The sequence below is a fragment of the Achromobacter agilis genome, assembly GCF_900496965.1.
In the GTDB taxonomy this organism is placed as follows: domain Bacteria; phylum Pseudomonadota; class Gammaproteobacteria; order Burkholderiales; family Burkholderiaceae_B; genus Achromobacter; species Achromobacter agilis.
Map to the genome: position 1 here is coordinate 89190 of NZ_UFQB01000015.1, position 22351 is coordinate 111540.

Genomic DNA, 22351 nt, shown 5'->3' on the forward strand with positions numbered 1-22351 from the left:
GCCTAGTACCCCTCTTCGACCTGGGCCGTCACGAGCACTAGCGTCGTCGTGCGTTCCGAGGCGCCGCTGTCCTGACCGCCCGCGATCAGCGGCGCTCCGGGCGCGAGCCGTCGGCGTTCGTGCTGGTCCTGCTTGCGGTCGAAGCCGGAAACGATGACGGGCTGACCGGGGCGCAGTTCGATCTGCTGTACGGTGCCGTTGCCATCGATGGTGATCTGCTGGACCTGGACCTGATTGCCGCGTTCGCCGAAGGTAATGGTCTTCAAGGGTTGCGCAACCGCATTGTCGTAGGCGAGGGACAGCAGGATCTGGCCGTCTTCCTGGATGTCGGGCAGCAGCGTCAGGAACGAACCGACCGTTTCTTCCTTCTGGCTGATGGACACCGCGGGCAGCGTGCCATTGGCGCCACCTGCCGTGGAGCCGGGGACGGCGGTGCTCTGCACCCGGTCGATGTAGGAAAACGTAGTTCTTACGGCATGGGTGACGGGCCGGCGGTTCAACGTCAGGACGGGGACCTTGCTGTGCCGCACGACCGCCCCCATTGCGCTGAGCGCGGACACGATGGCTTGCGAGCCCTGGAACGGCCCCTCGCGCACCGCCGCGTCGAACACGCCGTCGCCGCCGCCCGGCAGCGCCAGCCGGGCAGCCGCCCCGGCGGCGGCGTAGACGGCATTCCAGTCGATGCCGCCCGACACCGCCTCGTTGGCGATGACGGTGATTTCCTCGAAGACCAGCCTGACCCGGCGCGTCAACGCCTTGTTCTCGCGCTCGAGGTAGCGGGCGACGCGTTCCAGCGCCTCGGGGGTGTCCGTGACGACGATGGAAGTGGCCCCCTCGACGGCATCGGCCACGACGCCGGAGCGGGTCAGGAACGGCACGATGTTGGCGCGCAGGATGGCCAGCGCATCGTGCTGGCCGGCAGACAGCGAGGTATTGGAGGCGCTTTCGAAGCCCTCGCCTTCCGGGCTGCCCGAACGGCCCAGCCGGATGTCGACCTTGCTGGCGAGCGAAAGCGCCCGAAGATCGAACACCCGGCTTTCGATGCGATAGAACTCCAGGGCATTGCGCTCGTAGCGCCAATGCACGGAATAGCGCGCCGCCAGCGCATCGAGCAGATCGGCCAGCGGCTGCCCGCCCGCACGGATCTCGATATTGGCCGGCGCGGGGACCGCCAGCGCACCGCTGACGGCAAGGCGCGGCAGGAACAAGTCCAGCGGCAGCAAGGCATCCGGTTGCACCCGCACGGCAATGCCCGTTGCGGCAGTGAGACGTTGCGCCACCGTGGACAGGTCGGCGTCGTCCGCCAACATCAGCGTGGTCCGCACGTTTTCGCGCAAAGCGGGAGGCAACAGCACCTCGCGCGCCAGGGGCTGGGGTTTGCCGGCCAGCCAGGGCGTGGCCACCTCTTGCGCGGCCATGCGTGCCGCGCGATCCGACAGGCTGTCGGCGAACGCCTGATGACGGGCGGTGACGCCGGCTTGCCGGTCGCTGGCGCCGCGGCGCAGGTCGGAGACCTGCTGCGATATCGAGCAGCCGCCCAACACCCCGGACGCTACGGCGCACAAAAGCAGTCTGCGTGTCATGCGGTTCCTCCCGGCGCGGCCATGCGCGTGCAGGACTGGGCCAGCGGGACGACGCGCAGCACCTTGTTTCCATAGAAGCAAGGCTGCAGCGGCCGTTCGGCGAGCTCGGTGGCGCCGAGCAGGTCGCGCACGGCCGATTTGAAATCGCCGGGAAATTCCGCCGTGGCGGACAAGGGGATATCCACGTCCACCGCCCAATGCTGCGGCTGGAATGTCCACCCCGCCATGCCTGCCCAGCGCGCCAGGACGGCCCGCAGCGTGGCGTCCGGCGGAGCCGCGCGGTAAAGCGTGGCCGGCACGGCCGGGCTATCCGGCGCGATCGGCAATGGCGGCGCGGCGGCGCCAGGATCGGCGGCGGGCGCGCCTGCTTCTGCCGGCGCCGCGGCCAGGGCCAGCGGGCCGCCGGCCGCCAGGCCGCCCACGGCCGCCGGCGGTGGCCCGATACGTTGCGCGACGGCTTGCTGCGCGGACGGCGCCGGTTCGGCCCCGGCAACCGCGTGCAGACGCTGCGCCCGCGCCATCAGGCGCCCTCCCCGGAACGAAAGGCTGTTCCATCCGCCCGTCAGCACCACATAGGGATCGCGCCGGAAATACGGCAAGGCCCGTTCGCCGTCGCTGCCGACGCCGAAGATCGCAGGCAGCGCCTGGCCGGGCGCGAACTGCAGCCAGGTTTCCTTGCCGTCGTCGAACACCTGCATGGGCGCCACGGCCGGATCGCCGGACAGTTGCCAATCGAAACGAAAGCCTTGCGCTGCCGGCCGCGCGCCCTGCCAGGACGATCCGGCGGGGACCTTGTCGGACCATGTGCAAGCCCCCAGGCAGGACAGGCCTGCCGCCATGAAGAAGAGTCGAACCATGCCTCACCGCGAACAAAGGGCGCACCGGAAGCGATGCGCATGAACGCATGGTGGATGAGCGCCTCCTGCCTCGCCAGACTGGCATGTACGCATGGATGGTTTGGTCCCCTCCTCTCGTGCTACCGCCGGACGAAAAAAAACCCGGTCCGAGGACCGGGTTTTCCCAGAAGCCGGCAGCGCCGGCCCGCATTGCTGCGATCAGCGCTGCGCGGCGATGCTGCGCGCTTGCGACGCGGCATTGTTCAGCGCCGCGACCGGCGGCACCTTGCCGTCGAACGCATCGTTGAGCTGCTGGTTGAGCACGGGTTCGATGCGCTGGTAGTTCGCCATGCGGAAGCCGCGGCTGTTGGTGGCCGGCTGGGTACGCATGGAGGCGATCAGCGCCTGGACGCCCGGGATGCGGTTGTAGAACGACACGTCCGAGGCACGGAAGGCGGCTTCCGTCAGCGGGAGATAGCCGGTGCGCTGGTGCCATTCCGCCGCGATGACGGGCTTGGACAACCAGGCCAGGAATTGCGCGGTGGCCTTTTCCTCTGCTTGGGGATGGCCCTCGAGCGCCCACAGCGCCGAGCCGCTCACGAACGGCTTGCCGCCGTCCTTGGTGACCTGGTCGTAGTAAGGCAGCGGCGCCACGCCGAAAGACAGCGACTTGGTGTTGATGAACTGACCGAAGGCGCCCGTATTGGAGGTCAGCACGGCGCATTCGCCCTTGGCGAACAGCTTGTCGCTGGCGTTGTCGCCCGAGTGCGCCATGAACAACAGCGAACGCTTCCAGCTCACCATCAGCGAGATGTGGCGCATGTAGAGCGTATCGAACTGCATGGCCGGCGCGGCGGATTTCTTGGAGACCGCGTCCAGCCCGTTGTTGTTGCTGGTGAACAGCTGGTTGTTGATCGGCGCCAGGTTCTCGAGGTGGACCGTGACCTGCTCGCTGGATGCGTACGGGCAGTCGATGTCGGCCACATCGCGCAGTTTCAGCAGTTCGCCTTGCAGGGCGGTCCAGGTGCGGGCAGGCTTGTTGGGATCCAGCCCGGCCTTCTTGTAGGCGGCGGTGTTGTAGAACATCACCGGCACTTCGGCCATCCAGGGGAAAGCCAGCAGACGGCCCTTGCTGTCGCGCGTGAAGCTGCTGGTGGCCGGCACGAACCAGTTCAGGTCCTTGATCGGATACTTGGCCAGCAATTCGTACAGCGGCAGCACCGCCTTGTGCTGGGCCACGACCTCGGGCGAATGGTTGTCGGTCAGCTGCAGCAGGTTCGGGCCCTTCTTGGCCTTGACCGCGGACACGGCTTCCTGTTCCAGCGCGGCGGGCGAGGCAAAGCCGCGCAACGTTACGCGGACCTGGTCCTGTTCCTTGTTGTATTGCTTGGCGAGTTTCTCGAACTCAGCCTTGTTTGCGTCGCCCAGCGTGTGCCAGACCTGTATTTCGACGGCGGCGGCATTCGCCGCTCCGGCCACCGCCATGGCGGCGCCGAATACCCATGCCCGCCGGTTGGCGAACATCGCGCGGGCAATGCCCGCCAATTGCAGATTCTTCATAGGTTCACAGACCAAGAAAAGGAAATTCCGGTTCTGGCCGCCGTCCGCTGAGCAGATCGGCCAATGCCCGGCCCGAGCCAACGCCCATCGTCCAGCCCAGCGTTCCGTGGCCTGTATTGACATACAGGTTGGGAATGCGGCTGCGGCCGATGATGGGCACGTTCGAGGGAGTGGACGGGCGCAAGCCCGACCAATAGCTGACGCGCTCGAAATCGAGCGCGTCGGGAAAAAGTTCGCGCGCCAGGCGGCTCATCGCTTCGCAGCGCCCCGTATTCAGGCTGCGGGAATAACCCGACAGTTCCGCGGTGCCCGCCATGCGCAGGCGGTCGCCCAACCGGGAAAAGACGACTTTATGGCTGCTGTCCGTCAGGCTGACCGTGGGCGCGGCCTCGGGCTTGAGTACCGGGAAAGTCGCGGAATAGCCCTTGGCCGGGTAGACGTTGCAGGCGATGCCCAGCGGGCGCAGCAGGGCGGGACTGAAACTGCCCATCGCCACGACATAGGCATCGGCCAATAGGGTGCCATAGCGGCCGTCCGGCCCGATGAGTTCGACGCCCTGCACCGTGCCGCCCGTCGTGAGCAGGCGTGTGGCGCGGGTGCTGTACTGGAATTCCACGCCGGCGCGGACGCAGCGTTCCGCCAGGGCCACCGTGAACAGGTGCACATCGCCGCTCTCGTCTTCGGGGGTGTAGTCGCCCCCGACGATCGTCTGGCGGTGCGGGGCCAGGGCAGGTTCGATGGCGATCACTTCGTCCGTGGACACCACGCGCCGCTCCACGCCGAAATCGCGCATCAGGCCGGCCGCGCGTTGCGAATTCTCGAATTCGTGCTGGTCGCGGTAGAAATTCAGGATGCCGCGCTCCAGGTGGTCGTACTGGATACCCAGGTCCGCGCGCATGCCGCGCAGGGTAGCGCGGCTGTATTCCGCCATGCGGACCATGGCGCGGATGTTGGGTGCCAGGCGGCCCGGCAGGCATTCGCGCAGGAACGCCAGCCCCCACATCCATTGCCGCCAGTCGAGCTGCGGACGGAACAGCAGCGGGGCGTTGTCCTGGAACATCCATTTGAGCAGTTTGAGGGGCGCCTGCGGATTGGCCCAGGGCTCGGCATACGACACCGAGATCTGGGCGCCGTTGGCCAAGCTGGTTTCCTGCGCGGGACCGGTGCAGCGATCGATGACCACGACGTCATGGCCCGCCTGGTTCAGCCACCAGGCGCTGGAGATTCCGATGATGCCGCCACCCAATACCGCTACTTTCATGCCCGCATTGCTCCTTGCGTGCCAGCTCGGTTCCCGGACCCGATGTCCGCGACCCATGGCAAGCTGCTGCCACGGCAGTTTACCCCGGCGATTTGCACGCGCCTACGGAATAAAAAGGGGCGGAAGTCACAAACCTTTCCAGGCCCGTTCGTTCCACCCCTTTCGTTCACGCCCTGTTACTCAGGACGCGGCTTTCGCCAGGTCGGCTTCGGACGTGAAGGCGTCCGCATAGAACTCTTCCGGCGGCAGCCCGTTCTGGGTGCTGAACTCGCGCCTGGCCGCATCCACCATCAGCGGCGTGCCGCAGGCATAGACCTGGTGGCCCGACAGGTCCGCGATGTCCTGGAGGACGGCTTCGTGGACGAAACCGGTGCGCCCGGTCCAGCCGTCTTCCTGAAGGGCGTTGGACACCACGGGCACATAGCGGAAATCCGGCAGTTGGGCCGACCAGGATTGCGCCAGCTCATGCATATAGAGATCGCGCGGACGGCGTCCGCCCCAATACAGCGCGACGGGACGGTTGATGTTCTTGTGGATCATGTGCTCGACGATCGCCTTGACCGGGGCGAAACCCGTTCCGCTGGCCAGCAGCACGACGGGCTTATCGCTGTCTTCGCGCAGGAAGAAGGAGCCGAACGGCCCTTCCAGGCGCAAGATTTCGCGCTCTTTCATCTGCGTGTCGCCCGCGCCGAACACGTGGTCGGTGAAGACGCCGCCCGGCATGTGGCGGATGTGCAGTTCGAGAGGGCTGCCGGTATGCGGCGCGCCCGCCATGGAATAGCTGCGGCGGCGCCCGTCCTTCAGGATGACTTCGATGTATTGGCCGGCGTAGTAGCGGAACTGCTCGGATGCCGGCAGCTGCAGCTTGACCACCGTTACGTCGGGCGCCACACGCTCCAGCGTCTGCACGCGCGAAGGCAGTTTGCGGATCTGGATGTCGCTGGCCAGCCGGACCTCGGTGGACTCGACCACCATGTCGGACGCGGGACGGGCCTGGCAGAACAGCGTATAGCCGTCGGCCAGCTCCTCGGGCGAAAGGATCTGCGCCGGATACTGCCCGGCATCGAACTCCCCGGAAACCACGCGGCCCTTGCAGGTGGAACACGCGCCGTTGCGACAGCTGTAGGGCAGGACGATGCCCGCGGCCAGGGCGGCATCGAGCACGGTCTGGCCGGGCTCGACCGGGAATTGATGCTGGCTGGGTTGGATGATGACCTGGAAGCTCATGATGAAACGGGTTCAGGGTTTACGCGGCGCCGGCCGGCAAGGCTGGCGCCGCGCGCGGCCCGGCGTCAGGCCGGGAACTTGCGGATTTCCTTGACGCGGTTCGCGTCGTCCACCAGCACGACCTGCGGCTTGTGCACGGCCGAATCGGCCTCGGACATCGGGCCGTAGGTGCAGATGATCAGCAGATCGCCGACCTGGGCCCGGCGCGCGGCGGCGCCGTTCAAGGAGATGGCGCCGCTGCCGCGGGCCGCCTTGATGATGTAGGTGTCGAAGCGTTCGCCGTTGGTGACGTTGTAGAGTTCGATGCGTTCGAACTCGCGCATGCCGGCAGCGTCCAGCAGGTCTTCGTCGATGCCACAAGATCCTTCGTAGTGGAGGTCGGCTTCGGTGACCGTGACGCGGTGCAGCTTTGCCCGCAGCATAATGCGTTGCATGATGGGAATATCCTGGTTTCGCGCCCGGACCGCGAAGTGTTGCAAGAGTTGATGCCCGGCACCCGGTTTTGCCGTCGGAAGCCCGTATTCTATAATTTTTGCCGCAGCGGGACGGCCCGCTGCCGCGCGCGGCCACACGGCCGGCATGCCCTTTTCCGGGGACGACCCCTAGGCCGGCGCCTTGCCGGCAATGCAATAGGAGTCGTACATGACCTGGATCATCCTGGTACTTGCAGGCCTGTTTGAAATCGTCTGGGCGGTGGGCCTGAAGTACACCCATGGATTCACCCGCTTCTGGCCATCTCTCGTTACCGCGGGCGGCATGGCCATCAGCGTCTGGCTGCTGGCGGTCGCCATGAAATCCCTGCCCCTGGGCACCGCCTACGCGGTCTGGGTGGGCATCGGTACGATCGGCGCCTTTGTGGCCGGCATCGTGCTGTTCGGCGAATCCACCAGCTGGATGCGGATCGCCAGCGTCACCCTCATCGTGCTCGGCCTGGTGGGCCTGAAGCTGTCCTCGGCCTGAGGCCCCCAGCCTTGGCGGCGGGCTAGAAATCCAGTTCGATCTCTACCCCGTCCCCGACCTTCAGGCGCGCCCCGGCGGGCGCGTCGAGAATGGCGTTCTGGCCGAATACGACGCCTATTTCCAGATTGCGGTAGCCCGCCAGGGTGCGGCCCGGTTCCTCGTGGCGCTGGGCGGTGCGCTGGTCGATATCGGGAATCGAGCAGCGCGTGCAGGGTTTGACGAAAGCCATCTTCACGCCCGCCGCCGAGATCATGGCGGTCTGGTCTTCCTCGAAGGCTTCCCACTCGCCCTGAACCACGATATTGGGACGGAATCGGTCCATCGGCACCGGCGCCACGCCCTTGGCCTGCAGGCGGGCGTTCAGATCGTCCAGCGAGGCCTGATTGGCGATCAGCAGCGGAAAGCCGTCGGCAAAGCCGAAATAGTGATCTCCGACGAAGCTGTCCGCGAGGTCGGGATGCGCCTCGGTCCAGCGCGATACCCAGTCCGGCTTGGCCGGACGGTGCGCGGCGGGATCCACCTTGTAGAGTCGGCAAGGCGTTTTGAGAAACTCGGTAAACCAGCGCCCGGCGGCCTCGCTTTCGCGCCGGGCCGCAATCGTGTCGCTCCAGACCGGAACGTCCGCCGAGCCCGACGCCAGGCCCGAACCGTCCAGGGCGACGTCCAGATCGGGCATGCCGGGCGCGGACAGGCGCAAGGCGTCCGCCATGATCGCCGTGCGGATCAGCGCCATGGCCGGCCATTGGCGCTGCGTCATGAACTGCCCGTCGTCCCCGATCAGCATCCAGCGGCGGTCATAGGCCAGGCCGGCACGATCGATAGGGGATTCGCTCAGGTCGATGCCCGCACAGGATTTGAGCGGGTAAATGTGCAGGCTGAGAATGCGGGCAGGCATGGCGGACCGGGTTCCAAGGTTGCGGAATGCGCCAAGAATAGCAAAGAAAAAACCCGGGGCGGGCCCGGGCTTTCCTACTGGCGGATCAACCGCCGACCAGCTTCAGCGTGTCCAGCGGCGTGACCGCCTTGAACCCCTTGCGCGTCGCGATATGTTCCGGACGCGGCGTCAGCCCATACTTGGGCGGACTCAAGGTGTTCTCCATGCTGTTGTAGACCATGAACACATTGGCGCGCGGCCACGGCGAGATGTTGCTGTTGGAGCCGTGCATCGTGTTGCAGTCGAAGAACACCACCGAACCGGCCTTGGCCGTCATGGAGCGGATGCCGCCCTGCTCCACCAGCAGTTGCAGGCTGACCGGATCCGGCACGCCATACTCCTGCTTTTTCAGCGACTGCTTGTAATGCTCGTTGGGCGTCTCGCCCACGCACGAGATGAACTGCCGGTGCGATCCGGGCACGAGCATCAAGGGGCCGTTGCACTCATTGTTGTCGGTCAGCAGCACCGAGCAGCTCAGGGCGCGCATCGAGGGCATGCCGTCTTCGACGTGCCAGGTCTCGAAATCGGAGTGCCAGTAGAACTCCTTGCCCTTGAAGCCGGGCTTCATGTTGGCGCGCGACTGGTGGATGTACACCTCGGATCCGAGGATCTGACGCGCCACGTTGACCAGCCGGGGATCGCGCACCAGGCGCGCCAGGATGGGATTGAGCACGTGCACCATGAAGATAGAGCGCACGGCGTTGCTGCCCGGCTCGGTAATGGACTCTTCCCGGCGAACGATCGAGGGATCGCGCGTCATGCGCTCGACCTCGGAGGACAGCGCGCGGATTTCATCGTCGGAGAACAGGTTTTCCAACAGGATGAAACCTTCGCGCTCGTACTGCCCGAGCTGCTCGGCATTCAGCGCGCTGGCGTACTGGCCGTTCTCGTAGACCACCGGATCCTGGCGGGCGATGATGGCGGAACTTCGATCCGTACGCGAGGCGTACGGATCCTGTGCAGGTGAGATCATGCGAACCTCCTTGTATCAGGCGACCTGGGCCTCGGCTTCGGGCAGCGCATAGACGCCTTCCTTGTCATGCACTTCCTGGCCGGTCAGCGGCGGGTTGAACACGCAGATGACGCGCAGCGGCTCCTTGCCGCCGCACAGCCAGTGCTCGTCGTTCTCGTTCAGGGCATAGACCACGCCGGGCCCCAGGTCGTACTTCTTTCCGTCGGCAATGGTTTCGATGGAGCCGTCGCCCTCGATGCACCACACCGCTTCAAGATGGTTCTTGTAGTGGATATGGGTGCGGCCGCCCGGGAAGATGGTGGTTTCGTGGAAGGAAAAACCCATCCCGTCCTTCTTCAGCAGCACGCGGCGGCTGACCCAGGTATCGGTGCGGACTTCATCGGCGGTGCCGATCACATCTTTGACATTGCGTACGATCATTGACGCTTTCCTCCAAATTTCAGGATGCGGGCGGACTGCCCTTCTTCGGCGAGCGCTTCCGCGACGCTGGCTTCGATCACTTCCAGGCCCTTGCTCAGCAGCTCTTCTTCGATCGTCAGCGCGGGCAGCAGCTTCAGCACTTCGTCCTGCGCTCCCGAGGTTTCGATCACGACGCCCTTCTTGAAAGCGTTCTGCGCGATCTGGTTGGCCAGGGCGGGCGTGGCGTTGCACACCAGGCCCTGGATCAGGCCGCGGCCGCGCACCGACAGGCCGGCGTTCGGGTAGCTGTGCACCAGGTTCTCCAGCCAGTCGCGCACCTGGCGCTCCTTGCGCTGGATGTCGGCGGTGAAGGCGCTGTTGGTCCAGTAGGTTTCCAGCGCCTGAGTCGCCGTGACAAAGGCCAGGTTGTTGCCCCGGAACGTGCCGCTGTGGGCGCCCGGCTTCCAGATGTCCAGCTCGGGCTTCATCAGCACCAGCGACATCGGCAGCCCGAAACCGGACAGCGACTTGGACAAGGTGATGATGTCGGGCCGGATGCCCGCGGCCTCGAAGCTGAAGAACGTGCCGGTCCGGCCGCAGCCGACCTGGATGTCGTCCACGATGAGCAGCATGTCGTGGCGCTTGCAGAGCTTTTCCAGCTCTTTCAGCCAGCGCAAGGTGGCGACGTTGACGCCGCCCTCGCCCTGCACCGTTTCCACGATGACGGCGGCGGGCTTGTCCATGCCGCTGCTGGGATCCTCGAGCATACGTTCGAGATAGGCCATGGTATCCACGTCCGGACCGAAGTATCCGTCGTAGGGCATGAAGGTCGTATTGCCCAGCGCATAGCCGGAGGCTTCGCGGAACTTCATGTTGGCGGTCACCGCCAGCGAGCCGCCGCTCACGCCATGAAAGCCGTGCGTGAACGAAATCACGTTCGGACGCCCCTTGACCTGCCTGGCGATCTTCAGCGCGGCCTCGACCGCGTTGGTTCCCGTCGGGCCGGTGAACTGCAAGGTGTACTGCCAATTGCGCGGCTTGAGCAGCACGCGTTCCACGGTCTCCAGGAAACGCTTCTTCGCGCTGGTGGCCATGTCCAGGCCATGGACGACCCCGTCCGATTGCACATACTCCAGCAGCTTTTCCTTGAGAACAGGATTGTTGTGGCCGTAGTTGAGGGTGCCGGCGCCGCTGAAGAAATCGATGTACTCGGTGCCGTCCTCATCGATCAGCGTCGAACCCCTGGCCTGGCTGAAGATCACGGGAAACGACCGGATGTAGCCCCGCACCTCCGACTCCATCCGGTCAAAGATTTTCAAGTCCATATGATTAATCCTCCCTTCATCTCATAAGTTGATAGACGGCCAGCGCCCTCCGGACGCGTATGCGCATCCGGATCGGCCAACCATCCCGGTAATCGATAAGACCGCTGGGCTTGCACTACCCCTAGGGGGTCGGCAAGGCGAACGGACCTATCCTCAACAACATCTCGTCGTCATGGTCCGCGCCGCCGAAGAGGTGCCGGTCGAAGAACGGCTGTTCGGAGACGTGGGCGCCCAGTTCGCCGGCCAGGCCGGCAAAGCTGCGGCGCGATGCCTGGTTGTCAGGCCCCACCGTGGTTTCGAGATAGCGGACATGCTCGAGACCCTTGCGGCGCAAGAGCTCGCGGAGCATGGAGCGGCCCAACCGATGGCCGCGTGCGCGGGTGTGCACCGCGACCTGCCAGACGAACAGAACGTCGGGCCGGGTCGGGATCACATAAGCGGAGATAAAACCGTCGATACGTCCGCCGTTGCTTTCGGCCAGGACGCAGGTGTCGCGGAAGTGCTCAGCGAGGAGCAGGTACGCGTAGAGGGAATTCAGGTCGAGCGGCGGGCACTCGGAAATGAGGCGGTGGATGGCGGCGCCGTCTTTGCGGTCGGGCAGACGCATGGTATGGGTCTGCGCGCTGACCGCCGGCGCCACGGCACTTGAGAGAGTTGGGTTATCCAGTTCGTTTTTCTTCATGCGACGATTCCCGATTCTGGGGGTGCCCCGCCCGTGGGCACTTCAAGGATGGGCGACGACACATCGCCATGCGTGTCGACGGCGGCCTGGCCGTCCTGTTCCATGAGCGTCACGATGCGCTCCAGGGACAGCGTGATAGTGGCCTGTTCGAGTTCCGGCAGCGCATTGAGCGCGTCGGCCAGATGTTTCTGCAGCGGCGAAGGCGCGCCTTGCGCCAGTTCGCGCCCGGCTTCCGTGGCCGTGACGAACACGATGCGGCGATCTTCGCGGCCGCGTTCGCGGCGGATCAAGCCCTTGTCTTCCAGGCGGTCCAGGATGCCCACCACCGTGCTGGGGCTGACGTGCATCTCGCGGCTGATCGCCGTGGCCGTCATGGGGCCATTGCCGATCACGGTGCGCAGGCACATCAGTTGCGGCGCGGTGATATGACTGACGGCGGACAGTTGGCGCGAATGCAGCGCGATCGAACGCGTGATGCGGCGCAGGGCCCGCAAAATGCGCAGGTCGTACTGCTGTGCAGGATCGGATTTCGCGGCGTCAGTCATGGAAGAAGTGGGTTGGCTGAAATTCATTTCTACACAAATGATATGCGCACGATCCATTTGAGTCAAACAAAAACCCCGGCGCACGATGTAAATAAATGAATACGTATTTGCAGTGGATGACCGCAAGATTCGTGGACTTGCGGACGGAGACGCAATCGCGGGGTTTTGCTTCCGAGCCATAAGGGGAAGCCCCTACAAAAAACATATGTTTTTTCATTGTTTGCAGATTTATCATGTGTTTTTTCCATGATACCGCCTGATATGTCCCTGCCGTCGGACCTGCTTCTCGCCCTCCAGGAAAAACTGGAACACCTGCCCCCGGAACTCCAGCGGGCGGCGCGGTGGGTGGTGGCGCACCCTGCCGAAGTGGGGCTGTGGTCGATGCGGCGCCAGGCCCAGGCGCTGGGCGTCGCGCCCGCCACAATGCTGCGGCTGGCGCGGGCCGTGGGGTTCTCCAGCTACGAGGATTTCCGCCTTCCCTTCCAGCAGGCGTTGGCAGGCAAAGGAAAGCCGGGGCTGCGCGACCGTGCCGCCGCCCTGCAGGCCGCGGCGGGCGAGCCCGCGCCGCCCGGACACGACGTGCTGACCGAATATCAGATCCAGGCCATGAGTTCCGTGTGCGCGCTGAATCCGCCTTCGGCCTTCGATGCGGCGGTACAGACCCTGCTGGAAGCCAGGCAGGTCGGTTTCCTGGGAACCCGCTCCGCGTTCGGCATTGCCTTCCAGATGCGCTACGCCTACCAACTGGTGCGCCGCAACAGCGTACTGATCGACGGCCTGGGCGGCGCGCCCGCCGAGCAGGCCGACAACCTGGGCGCCAGCGATGCGCTGATCGTGATTTCGCAGGCCCCCTATCCAACCGCCACCGTCCAGCTGGCGCGCCAGGCAGCCCAGCGCGGCGTGGCGATCATCGCGCTGACCGACGATCCGCTGTCGCCGCTGGCCGTGGACGCCCGCCACACGCTGCGCTTCGCCCCGCCGGACCGCGACGGCGTGCAGGCGCGGCCGGCGCGCCAGGGCCCTGGATCGTTCTTCCACACCACCGCCGGCCTGCTGGGCCTGGCCGAACACCTGATCGCGCGCCTGACGGCCCGTGGCGGAGACGAAGTGCTCAGCCGCCTGACCGAAGTGGAACAGCGCCTGCTTACCGACAACATCTACTGGGCCGGCGGCCGGGGCCGACGGCCCGCGGCCTGACGCCTCCCGATTCGTCTTCAACTCCTGTATTGCGGAATCGCCCCATGAGCCACACCCACGTCCTGCATCGTTCCCTACGCCAGACGCCCCCTGTCGCCGTACGCGGCCAGGGCGTGTGGGTCTATGACAGCACCGGCCGCGCCTATCTCGACGGCTCGGGCGGCGCTGCCGTTTCCTGCCTGGGGCACAACCACCCCGACATCCAGGCCGCCATGCATGCGCAGATCGACGCGCTGTCCTACGCGCACACCAGCTTCTTCACCACCGAGGTCGCCGAGCGCCTGGCCGACCGCCTGGTCGCCGACGCGCCAGCGGGCATTTCGCACGCCTACTTCGTGTCGGGCGGTTCGGAAGCCGTGGAAGCCGCGCTGAAGATGGCCCGCCAGTATTTCGTCGAAATCGGCCAGCCCGAGCGCCGCCACATCGTGGCGCGGCGCCAGAGCTACCACGGCAATACGCTGGGCGCGCTGGCGGTGGGCGGCAACGCCTGGCGCCGCGCGCAATTCGCGCCGCTGCTGATCGAGGTGGAGCACGTCTCGCCCTGCTATGCCTACCGCGACCAGCGCGACGGCGAAAGCGCCGAGCAGTACGGCGAACGCCTGGCCCAGGAACTGGAGCAGACATTCGAACGGCTGGGCCCCGGCACGGTCATGGCGTTCGTGGCCGAACCCGTGGTCGGCGCCACCGCGGGCGCGGTTACGGCGGTACCCGGCTACTTCCGCCGCATGCGCGAAGTGTGCGACCGCCACGGCGTGCTGCTGATCGCCGACGAAGTGATGTGCGGCATGGGCCGCACCGGCACGCTGTACGCGATCGAACAGGAAGGCGTGACGCCCGACCTGATCACCATCGCCAAGGGCCTGGGCGGCGGCTACCAGCCGATCGGCGCCGTGATGGCGCAACGGCGCATCGTGGAAGCGATGCAGCAAGGCAGCGGCTTTTTCCAGCACGGCCACACCTATCTGGGCCATGCGGTCGCCTGCGCGGCATCGCTCGCCGTGCAGGACGTGATCCGCCGCGACGGCCTGCTGGCGCGCGTGCGCGAACAAGGCGCCGGCCTGCGCGAACGGCTCGAGCGCGCGCTGGGCGGCCACCCGCAGGTGGGCGACATCCGGGGCCGGGGCCTTTTCATGGGCATCGAGCTCGTGCAGGACCGGGCAACCAGGCAGACCTTCGACCCCGCGCTCTCGCTGCATGCGCGTGTCAAGCGCGAAGCCATGGCGCGCGGGCTGATGGTCTATCCGATGGGCGGCACCATCGACGGCCGCCAGGGCGACCACGTGCTGCTCGCGCCCCCCCTTCATCATCACGGAAGACGAACTGGACCAATTGACCGAACGCCTGGCCGGCGCCATCGACGCCGCCATCGCGCAGACGCGCGCCTAAGCGCGGCGCCTGCCGGCGCAGCGGGGGGAATCCGCTGCGCACCTCCGCCCGCCTTGCGCGGGTACGTGACGATTCGCACAGGGCGTTCCGCGGCTCGCGGGATGCGCCAACCGCCGGCAAAGACCGGCAATCTCACGGGGAAAAACCCCAAAAGGAGTTTGCATGACCACGTCCGTCAAACACCCCTTGGGCCATCGCAGTGGCTGGTCGCTCGCCGCGGCGGGCCTGGCCACGGCATTGCTGTCCGCGGCGCCGGCTCCTGCCGCCGCTCAACAGAAGTTCGTCAGTATCGGCACGGGCGGCGTCACCGGCGTCTACTATGCCGCCGGCGGCGCCATCTGCCGTCTCGTCAACAAGGATCGTTCCACCCACGGCATCCGCTGCTCGGTCGAATCGACCGGCGGTTCGGTCTTCAACGCCAACACCATCAAGGCTGGCGAGCTGGACCTGGGCGTCGTGCAGTCCGACGTCGGCTTCAACGCCTATAACGGCCAGGGCCAGTTCAAGCAGGCGGGTCCATATCCCAAGCTGCGCTCCGTCTTCTCTATCCACCCCGAGCCGTTCACCGTTGTGACGCGCAAGGAGGCCAACATCAAGTCGTTCGAGGATCTGAAAGGCAAGCGCTTCAACGTCGGCAACCCCGGCTCGGGCACCCGCGCCTCGATGGAAGAGCTGCTGGCCACCATGGGCTGGACGATGAAGGATTTCTCGCTGGCGTCCGAACTGCGCCCCGATGAGCACGGCTCCGCGCTGTGCGACGGCAAGATCGACGGCTTCTTCTATGGCGTCGGCCACCCGTCGGCCAACATCCAGGATCCCACCACCAGCTGCGGCGCCAAGCTCGTGTCGCTGACCGGCCCCGCGGTGGACAAACTGGTCGAGAAATACCCCTACTACGCCCACGCCACGATTCCGGGCGGGCTGTACCCGAACAACCCCGACGACACCAAGACGTACGGCGTGACCGCCACTTTCGTCACGTCGGCCGATGTGCCGGACGCCACCGTCTATACCGTGGTCAAGGCCGTATTCGACAACTTCGACGACTTCAAAAAGCTGCACCCGGCCTTCGCCAACCTGAAGGCCGCCGACATGGTGAAGAACGGGCTGTCGGCGCCCCTGCATCCGGGCGCCGAGAAGTACTTCAAGGAAAAGGGCCTGCTCTAAAGCTGCCCGGCCGCTTGCCCGGCAACCGCGGGGGGCGCCACGCGCAACCCCGCGGCTGCCGCCCTTGGGCGCCTCTGACGCGCGCAGGGACACAACGCGCGCCGTTCCATGGCGCGCGCTATGACACGTAGGGGAATTTCATGACAAAAGAGCCGCACTCGCCGGCCCCGGACCTGGAACAGCTGGTCGCAGACGCCGACCGCGGAGGCCGCAACGTCGGTGGCGTTGCAGGCGCCACGCTGGCCGTGGGCGCGCTGATCTGGTCCGTTTTTCAGCTCTGGTACGCCTCCCCGCTGCCGTTCGCGCTGAACTGGGGCATTTTCAACGACACCGAGGCGCGCGCCCTGCACCTGGGCATCGCCATGTTCCTGGGCTACCTCGCGTATCCGGCCAGCAAACGGTCCGCGCGCGACCGCATGCCCTGGTACGACTGGGCGCTGGCGCTGACGGCCGGCTTCTGCGGCAGCTATCTGTACCTGTTCTATAACGAGCTCGCCGGCCGCCCCGGGCAGCCCACGACGATGGACGTGGCCACGGCGGCCATCGGCCTGGCCCTGCTGCTGGAAGTGACGCGGCGCGCGCTGGGCCTGCCCATGACGGTGCTGGGCCTGGTGTTCGTCGCCTACGCGCTGGCCGGTCCCTGGCTGCCCGACGTGCTGGCGCATCGTGGCGCGTCGCTGGAACGCCTGATGTCCCATATGTGGCTCACCACCGAAGGCGTCTACGGCGTGGCGCTTGGGGTGTCGGTGTCGTACATCTTCATCTTCGTGCTGCTGGGCTCCATGCTGGACAAGTGCGGCGCCGGCAACTACATGATGCAGGTGTCGTTCGCGCTGCTGGGTCACCTCCGGGGCGGCCCGGCCAAGGTGGCCGTGGTGTCCTCCGCGGTCAACGGCCTGGTATCGGCGTCATCGGTGGCCAATGTGGTGACGGGCGGCATCTTCACGATTCCGCTCATGAAGAAGGCCGGATACGGCGGCGTGCGCGCCGGCGCGATCGAAACCTCCTCGTCGGTCAACGGCCAGATCATGCCGCCCGTCATGGGCGCGGCCGCCTTCCTGATGATCGAATACGTCGGCATCCCCTATACCGACATCATCCGTCACGCGATCCTGCCAGCCGCGATTTCCTACATCGCCCTCTTCTACATCGTCCACCTGGAAGCCCTGAAGCTCGGGATCCAGCCGATGATGGCCTCCGGCCCTTCGCGCACGCCGCTGCAGAAGCTGGCAGGCTGGGGCATGGGCATCAGCGGCACGCTGGTGGTCATGGGCGCGGTTTACTGGATCGGCACCGGGCATACAGGCGCTGGCGGGCGCCGCCGCCACCTGGCTGCTGCTGGCCATCCTGGCGGCGCTCTATCTGTGGCTGCTGCGCATTGCGGCGCGCCACCCCGACCTGCCGCAGGATATCGACATCAACCATCCGGTGCGGCCGCAGCCCTGGCCGACGGTGCGCGCCGGGCTGTATTTCCTGATCCCCATCGGCATCCTGGTCTGGTGCCTGAGCGTTGAGGAGCTTTCCGCGGGCCTGTCCGCGTTCTGGGCGGCGATGGCGATGCTGTTCCAGATGGTGACGCAGCGCCCGCTGATCGCGTGGTTCCGCCAGCAGCCGGCGGGGCCAGCCTGGCGCCAGGGCTGGCGCGACGCCATCGGCGGCCTGGAGGACGGCGCCCGCAACATGATCGGCATCGCCATCGCCTGCGGCACCGCGGGGCTGATCGTCGGCGCCATCACCCTGACCGGCCTGGGCCTGCGCATGACGGCGTTCGTCGAGTTGGTGTCGATGGGCAACGTGCTGCTGATGCTGATCTTCACGGCGCTGGTGTGCCTGATCCTGGGCCTGGGCATGCCCACGACGGCCAACTACATCCTGATGGCGACGCTGATGGCGCCGGTGGTGGTGGAGCTGGGCGCCCAGAGCGGGCTGGTCATCCCCTTGATCGCGGTCCACATGTTCGTTTTCTACTACGGCATCATGGCGGACATCACGCCGCCGGTGGGCCTGGCCACCTTCGCGGCCGCCGCGATCTCGGGCGAGGACCCGATCAAGACCGGCATTCAGGGCGTCATCTACGCGGCGCGCACGGCCATCCTACCGTTCATGTTCGTGTTCAACCCCATGCTACTGCTGATCGACGTCAACTACGGCTGGGAGCTGGCGCTGGTCGTGACGGGCGCCACCCTGGCCTCGCTGACCTTCGCCGCGGCCACCATGAGGTGGTTCCGCACGCGCTGCACGCTGCTCGAAGTCGGCGTCCTACTGCTGGTGACGTTCATGCTCTTTCGCCCGGACTGGTTCATGGACCATTTTGCGGCGCGCCACGAGAGCCGTCCGGTATCCGAATTGCAGGCTATCGCCGCCACGCTGCCGGACAACGGCCGCCTGACCGTCGTGCTGCGCGGGATCAATCTGGAAGGCGACGAACTGACCAAGACCGTCGCCGTCGCCCTGTCCGAGCTGTCGGGGGATGCCGGCGCGCCGGACGCGGGCCGCAAGCGCCTGGCCGAAGCCGGCCTGACGCTGATGAGCCTGGGCGACCAGACGCAGATCGGCGGCTTGCGCTTCGGCAGCCGCGCCCAGCGCGCCGGCTGGGAACAGGGCTGGGACGTGGTCGAGGTGAAAATGCCGAACCCGCAACGCTGGTCCGAATTCTGGGTGTACGTGCCCGCGCTGCTGTTGCTGGCAGGCATGTGGGTGCGCCAGGGGCGTCGGGACGGCGGCGCCCCCGCTCGCCGGTTGCACACGACGCCGGCCTGATCAGCCGGCCCGCGCGCGCCGCCAGGCCGGCCAGGCGCCAATGGTGAGCGCGCGCAGGAACCACTCCACCGGGCCGTAGGCATGCCGCCGCAACCACCAGGCGGACAGCGGTAGCTGCGCCGCGAAAATGGCCGCGGCCATTCCGAAGGCCGCCAGCGGCGACACCGTGGCGAACAGCCGCAAGCCCCAGGCGGTGAAAATGAAGGCGCAGACGATGGACTGCATCAGGTAATTGGTCAGCGCCATGCGCCCCGCTGGCGCGAGCACGGCGCCGAGCCACCCGCCCAGCCGCGTACGCCAGGCCAGGAGGAACGCCGCGGCATATGACATGCTGAGCAGCGGCGCGGTCAGCAGATCGGCCGCCAGCCCCGGCAATTCCCAGGCCGAGCCCGCGAAAGGCAGCGCGGTCGTGGCATACACCGCCGAGCCGGCAAGGCCCGGCAGCAACCCCAGTGCGCACAGCAAGCCCAGCGCGCGCGGCTGGCGCCAGGGATCGACCAGCGCCTCGCGGCGGCCCAGCGCGTAGCCGGCCAGGAACATGGCGAAGACGAACGGCCCCTGCACGAAAAGCACCGTGAACCAGACGGCCTCGAGCAGTTCTTTCACGTGCTGGGCGATGGTCGTGCCGATGGTGCCCCGATAAGCCTCGATGGCCGACAGCGCATCCGCCCGGTACTGTGCCGAGTAATCGGCAGGCACCGGGTCCAGGAAGGCCAGCGCGCCCAGCAAGGCCCATACCAGGGACGCCAGCACGATGAGCCACAGCGCGATGCGCAGCGCCCGCCCTGGGTCCATGCGCCGGCACAGCAGCAGCCCCAGGCCCAGCAACGCGTATGTGAGGAGGATGTCGCCCTGATAGAAAAGCACGGCATGCGCGCCGCCCAGCACGGCCAGCCCCGCCAGCCGGCGCAGGAACTGGGGCGTGAACGCGGCCTCGCCGCGTTCCGCGGTCGCCATCTGCAAGGTGAAGCTATAGCCGAACAGGAACGAAAACAACAGGTAGAACTTGGTCTCGAACAGCCAGGCGATCAGCCATCGCACGGCCAGGTCCAAGGGCCGCGAGTACACCGGATCGGCGACACCGGCGCCGTAGAACGGCGAGGCGAACACCCCGATGTTGACCACCAGGATGCCGAACAGCGCAAAGCCGCGAAGCGCGTCCACCTGGGCCAGCCGCTCGGAAGCCCCCATGGCGCCGGCCGCCGGTTGGACGCGCATTGCCGGGCTAGCCCAGTACCGGAGACAACACGGGCTGCTTGGGCCGGACGTCCAGCGCGCGTCCCTTGCGGGCGCGTTTGCCGACGTAGGGCGCCAGCGCCTCGCCCGCCAGGATGTCCTCGGTCTGCTTGTTGCGGTAGATGCCCGTCGCGCGCAGGCCGCCCGCGCCGATGGGCACGGTCTGCTCCAGCTTGTCGGAGGCATCCAGGCCCATCAGGATGGTGCCGCGTCCGCCGCCCGACAGGTTCTTGACTTCGTCCAGGCCGAAGACCAGGAACTTGCCCTTGTGCGACAGCAGCGCAAGCTGGATGGCGCCCGCGAACAGCGGCACCGGACGCAGCAGCTCGTCGCCTTCTTCCAGCGTGATGAACTGCTTGCCCGCGCGCTGCCGGCTGACCATGTCGGAGAGCTTGGCCGCGAAGCCGTAACCGCCGCGCGTCGCCAGCAGCCAGCGGCTGTCGGCGGCCGCGGCGATCGTGTGGACGATGCGCGTGCCCGACCCCAGGTCGATCATGGTGGTGACCGGCTGGCCGTCGCCGCGCGCCGAAGGCAGGCCGGAAACCGGCACGGAATAGACGCGGCCGTTGTCGCCCACGGCGATCAGCGTGTCGGTGGTGCGGCACTCGAACGCGCCGTACAGGTCATCGCCCTGCTTGAAGCCGAATTGCGCGGCGTCGTGGCCGTGGCCCTGGCGGGCGCGCAGCCAGCCCTTCTGCGACACCACCACGGTGACCGGTTCGTCCAGCACCTTGGTTTCGAGCACGGCGCGCTCCGCCGTTTCGATCAGCGTGCGGCGGTCGTCGCCGTATTGCTTGGCGTCGGCCTCGATCTCCTTGATCAGGAGGCGCTTGAGCGCGGAAGGATTGTCCAGCAATTCCTGCAGGTTGAGCTGCTCTTTGCGCTTGTCGGCCAGTTCCTGCTCGATCTTGAAGCCTTCCAGGCGGGCCAGCTGGCGCAGGCGCATTTCGAGGATGTCCTCGGCCTGCCGCTCGGACAGCTTGAAGCGTTCCATCAGCGCGGCGCGCGGCTCGTCCGATTCGCGGATCGTCTGGATCACTTCGTCCACGTTCAGATAGACGACCATCCGGCCTTCCAGCACGTGGATGCGGTCGATGACCTTGTCCAGGCGGAAGCGCGTGCGGCGTACCACGGTATTGGTGCGGAACGCCAGCCATTCGACCAGGATGTCGCGCAGGCCCTTCTGGCGCGGCCGGCCGTCGGTGCCGATGCACACCAGGTTGATCGACGCGCTGCTTTCCATGCTGGTCTGCGCCAGCAGCGTGTTGACGAATTCGTCGCGGTCCACGCGCGAGGTCTTGGGTTCGAAGACCAGGCGCACCGCGGCGTCCTTGCCCGACTCGTCGCGTACCGCGTCCAGCAGGTTCAGCATGACCGCCTTGGCCTGGGTCTGCTCGGGCGTCAGGCTCTTCTTGCCGGTCTTGACCTTGGGATTGGTGATTTCCTCGATTTCTTCGAGCACCTTCTGGCCTGACGTGCCCGGCGGCAGTTCGGTGACCACCAACTGCCACTGGCCGCGTGCCATTTCCTCGAACTGCCAGCGGGCGCGCACTTTCAGCGAACCGCGGCCGGACGAGTAGATCTGGACGATGTCCTCGGGCGGGGTGATGATCTGGCCGCCGCCCGCGAAGTCCGGGCCGGGAACCAGCGCGTGCAGCTCGGCGTCCGGCATCTGGGGATGGCGGATGAGCGCCACGCAGGCCTGGGCCACTTCGCGCAGGTTGTGCGGCGGAATTTCGGTGGCCATGCCGACCGCGATACCCGAGGCGCCGTTGAGCAGCATCACGGGCAGCCGCGCCGGCAGCATCTGGGGCTCTTGCTGACTGCCGTCGTAGTTGGGCACGAAATCCACGGTGCCCTCGTCCAGCTCGTCCAGCAGCAGTTTGGCGATGGGCGTCAGGCGGGCTTCCGTATAACGCATGGCGGCCGCGTTGTCGCCGTCGCGCGAGCCGAAGTTGCCCTGGCCGTCGATCAGCGGGTAGCGCAGCGAAAAATCCTGCGCCATGCGCACCATGGCGTCATAGGCGGCCTGGTCGCCGTGCGGGTGGTACTTGCCCAGCACGTCGCCCACGACGCGTGCGGACTTCACCGGCTTGGCGCCGGCGGACAGGCCCATCGCCTGCATGGCGAACAGGATGCGGCGCTGCACGGGTTTCTGCCCGTCGCCGACGTCCGGCAGGGCGCGGCCCCGCACCACGGAAACGGCGTAGTCCAGATAGGCCTGTTCCGCGTAGCGCGCCAGGGTGATGGCGGCATCGCCCTCGCCATCGGGCGGGGTGGGGTCGAACAGGCCGGGTTGATTGCTGTCGGTCATGATGGT

General features: G+C 66.6%; 17 protein-coding genes and 2 pseudogenes. 5 read left to right on the forward strand and 14 right to left on the reverse strand.

Features of this window, described 5'->3' with window-relative positions; genetic code table 11:
* Positions 1 to 2: 2 nt before the first annotated feature.
* From AGI3411_RS18015 to panD, 6 genes are all read right to left on the reverse strand, one after another.
* Positions 3 to 1583 carry a hypothetical protein gene (locus tag AGI3411_RS18015; RefSeq protein ID WP_129528727.1) on the reverse strand — a complete coding sequence of 527 codons (1581 nt, stop codon included), beginning with the start codon at positions 1581 to 1583 and terminating at the stop codon, positions 3 to 5.
* The gene (locus AGI3411_RS18020) at positions 1580 to 2440 is read right to left on the reverse strand and encodes a TrbG/VirB9 family P-type conjugative transfer protein (protein WP_129528728.1); all 861 of its coding nucleotides are present in this window, start codon (positions 2438 to 2440) and stop codon (positions 1580 to 1582) included. The genes AGI3411_RS18015 and AGI3411_RS18020 overlap by 4 nt, the downstream gene beginning before the upstream one ends.
* Before the next feature lie 198 nt (positions 2441 to 2638).
* On the reverse strand, positions 2639 to 3979 hold the full coding sequence (locus AGI3411_RS18025; RefSeq protein WP_129528729.1) for an extracellular solute-binding protein: 1341 nt from the start codon (positions 3977 to 3979) through the stop codon (positions 2639 to 2641).
* A 4-nt stretch (positions 3980 to 3983) separates the two neighbouring features.
* Positions 3984 to 5240, reverse strand: a complete 1257-nt coding sequence (locus AGI3411_RS18030; protein WP_129528730.1) for a D-amino acid dehydrogenase — start codon at positions 5238 to 5240, stop codon at positions 3984 to 3986.
* Positions 5241 to 5420: 180 nt separating this feature from the next.
* A complete protein-coding gene (locus tag AGI3411_RS18035; protein WP_129528731.1) occupies positions 5421 to 6467 on the reverse strand; it encodes a CDP-6-deoxy-delta-3,4-glucoseen reductase in 1047 nt (348 codons plus the stop codon).
* Between the two features lie 65 nt (positions 6468 to 6532).
* Positions 6533 to 6901: an aspartate 1-decarboxylase gene (gene panD / locus AGI3411_RS18040; RefSeq protein ID WP_043541431.1), complete on the reverse strand. Its 369-nt coding sequence runs from the start codon at positions 6899 to 6901 to the stop codon at positions 6533 to 6535.
* A 208-nt stretch (positions 6902 to 7109) separates the two neighbouring features.
* On the opposite strand from panD, the gene sugE reads away from it, so the two are divergent.
* Positions 7110 to 7427, forward strand: a complete 318-nt coding sequence (gene sugE / locus AGI3411_RS18045; protein WP_129240586.1) for a quaternary ammonium compound efflux SMR transporter SugE — start codon at positions 7110 to 7112, stop codon at positions 7425 to 7427.
* Between the two features lie 22 nt (positions 7428 to 7449).
* Here the strand turns inward: sugE and AGI3411_RS18050 are convergent, their stop codons facing one another.
* The 6 genes from AGI3411_RS18050 to AGI3411_RS18075 form a co-directional block, all read right to left on the reverse strand.
* The gene (locus tag AGI3411_RS18050; protein ID WP_129528732.1) at positions 7450 to 8322 is read right to left on the reverse strand and encodes an MOSC domain-containing protein; all 873 of its coding nucleotides are present in this window, start codon (positions 8320 to 8322) and stop codon (positions 7450 to 7452) included.
* Positions 8323 to 8407: 85 nt separating this feature from the next.
* Complete coding sequence (gene thpD / locus AGI3411_RS18055; protein WP_129528733.1) at positions 8408 to 9334, reverse strand: ectoine hydroxylase; 927 nt, start codon at positions 9332 to 9334, stop codon at positions 8408 to 8410.
* A gap of 15 nt (positions 9335 to 9349) precedes the next feature.
* Positions 9350 to 9754, reverse strand: a complete 405-nt coding sequence (locus tag AGI3411_RS18060; RefSeq protein WP_129528734.1) for an ectoine synthase — start codon at positions 9752 to 9754, stop codon at positions 9350 to 9352.
* Positions 9751 to 11058 (reverse strand): diaminobutyrate--2-oxoglutarate transaminase, encoded by a 1308-nt coding sequence (gene ectB, locus AGI3411_RS18065; RefSeq protein ID WP_129528735.1) that lies wholly within the window; start codon positions 11056 to 11058, stop codon positions 9751 to 9753. Before ectB ends, AGI3411_RS18060 begins: the two co-directional genes overlap by 4 nt.
* 121 nt (positions 11059 to 11179) lie before the next feature.
* Positions 11180 to 11740, reverse strand: coding sequence for a diaminobutyrate acetyltransferase (gene ectA, locus AGI3411_RS18070; protein WP_129528736.1), 561 nt, complete (start codon positions 11738 to 11740; stop codon positions 11180 to 11182).
* Positions 11737 to 12285: a MarR family winged helix-turn-helix transcriptional regulator gene (locus AGI3411_RS18075; protein WP_129528737.1), complete on the reverse strand. Its 549-nt coding sequence runs from the start codon at positions 12283 to 12285 to the stop codon at positions 11737 to 11739. The genes ectA and AGI3411_RS18075 overlap by 4 nt, the downstream gene beginning before the upstream one ends.
* A 261-nt stretch (positions 12286 to 12546) precedes the next feature.
* On the opposite strand from AGI3411_RS18075, the gene AGI3411_RS18080 reads away from it, so the two are divergent.
* The 4 genes and pseudogenes from AGI3411_RS18080 to AGI3411_RS18095 all read left to right on the forward strand — a co-directional run bounded on the left by AGI3411_RS18080 (position 12547) and on the right by AGI3411_RS18095 (position 18795).
* Positions 12547 to 13482 (forward strand): MurR/RpiR family transcriptional regulator, encoded by a 936-nt coding sequence (locus tag AGI3411_RS18080; RefSeq protein ID WP_129528738.1) that lies wholly within the window; start codon positions 12547 to 12549, stop codon positions 13480 to 13482.
* 44 nt (positions 13483 to 13526) lie between these two features.
* A pseudogene (locus AGI3411_RS18085) lies at positions 13527 to 14868 on the forward strand (aspartate aminotransferase family protein).
* Positions 14869 to 15030: 162 nt separating this feature from the next.
* On the forward strand, positions 15031 to 16035 hold the full coding sequence (locus tag AGI3411_RS18090; RefSeq protein WP_129528739.1) for a TAXI family TRAP transporter solute-binding subunit: 1005 nt from the start codon (positions 15031 to 15033) through the stop codon (positions 16033 to 16035).
* Positions 16036 to 16175: 140 nt separating this feature from the next.
* Positions 16176 to 18795 (forward strand): annotated as a pseudogene (locus AGI3411_RS18095) (TRAP transporter permease).
* Here the strand turns inward: AGI3411_RS18095 and AGI3411_RS18100 are convergent.
* Entirely contained in the window at positions 18796 to 20013 is a 1218-nt protein-coding gene (locus AGI3411_RS18100) for a DUF418 domain-containing protein (RefSeq protein WP_244240382.1), read from the reverse strand.
* Between the two features lie 7 nt (positions 20014 to 20020).
* Positions 20021 to 22345, reverse strand: a complete 2325-nt coding sequence (parC, locus tag AGI3411_RS18105; RefSeq protein ID WP_129528740.1) for a DNA topoisomerase IV subunit A — start codon at positions 22343 to 22345, stop codon at positions 20021 to 20023.
* Positions 22346 to 22351: the final 6 nt, after the last annotated feature.

Excerpts from the sequence above, each read along its gene's own strand:
- AGI3411_RS18015 (WP_129528727.1), bottom strand. The coding sequence starts at position 1,583 with ATGACACGCAGACTGCTTTTGTGCGCCGTAGCGTCCGGGGTGTTGGGC.
- AGI3411_RS18020 (WP_129528728.1), bottom strand. The coding sequence starts at position 2,440 with ATGGTTCGACTCTTCTTCATGGCGGCAGGCCTGTCCTGCCTGGGGGCT.
- AGI3411_RS18025 (WP_129528729.1), bottom strand. The coding sequence starts at position 3,979 with ATGAAGAATCTGCAATTGGCGGGCATTGCCCGCGCGATGTTCGCCAAC.
- AGI3411_RS18030 (WP_129528730.1), bottom strand. The coding sequence starts at position 5,240 with ATGAAAGTAGCGGTATTGGGTGGCGGCATCATCGGAATCTCCAGCGCC.
- AGI3411_RS18035 (WP_129528731.1), bottom strand. The coding sequence starts at position 6,467 with ATGAGCTTCCAGGTCATCATCCAACCCAGCCAGCATCAATTCCCGGTC.
- panD (WP_043541431.1), bottom strand. The coding sequence starts at position 6,901 with ATGCAACGCATTATGCTGCGGGCAAAGCTGCACCGCGTCACGGTCACC.
- sugE (WP_129240586.1), top strand. The coding sequence starts at position 7,110 with ATGACCTGGATCATCCTGGTACTTGCAGGCCTGTTTGAAATCGTCTGG.
- AGI3411_RS18050 (WP_129528732.1), bottom strand. The coding sequence starts at position 8,322 with ATGCCTGCCCGCATTCTCAGCCTGCACATTTACCCGCTCAAATCCTGT.
- thpD (WP_129528733.1), bottom strand. The coding sequence starts at position 9,334 with ATGATCTCACCTGCACAGGATCCGTACGCCTCGCGTACGGATCGAAGT.
- AGI3411_RS18060 (WP_129528734.1), bottom strand. The coding sequence starts at position 9,754 with ATGATCGTACGCAATGTCAAAGATGTGATCGGCACCGCCGATGAAGTC.
- ectB (WP_129528735.1), bottom strand. The coding sequence starts at position 11,058 with ATGGACTTGAAAATCTTTGACCGGATGGAGTCGGAGGTGCGGGGCTAC.
- ectA (WP_129528736.1), bottom strand. The coding sequence starts at position 11,740 with ATGAAGAAAAACGAACTGGATAACCCAACTCTCTCAAGTGCCGTGGCG.
- AGI3411_RS18075 (WP_129528737.1), bottom strand. The coding sequence starts at position 12,285 with ATGACTGACGCCGCGAAATCCGATCCTGCACAGCAGTACGACCTGCGC.
- AGI3411_RS18080 (WP_129528738.1), top strand. The coding sequence starts at position 12,547 with ATGTCCCTGCCGTCGGACCTGCTTCTCGCCCTCCAGGAAAAACTGGAA.
- AGI3411_RS18090 (WP_129528739.1), top strand. The coding sequence starts at position 15,031 with ATGACCACGTCCGTCAAACACCCCTTGGGCCATCGCAGTGGCTGGTCG.
- AGI3411_RS18100 (WP_244240382.1), bottom strand. The coding sequence starts at position 20,013 with ATGCGCGTCCAACCGGCGGCCGGCGCCATGGGGGCTTCCGAGCGGCTG.
- parC (WP_129528740.1), bottom strand. The coding sequence starts at position 22,345 with ATGACCGACAGCAATCAACCCGGCCTGTTCGACCCCACCCCGCCCGAT.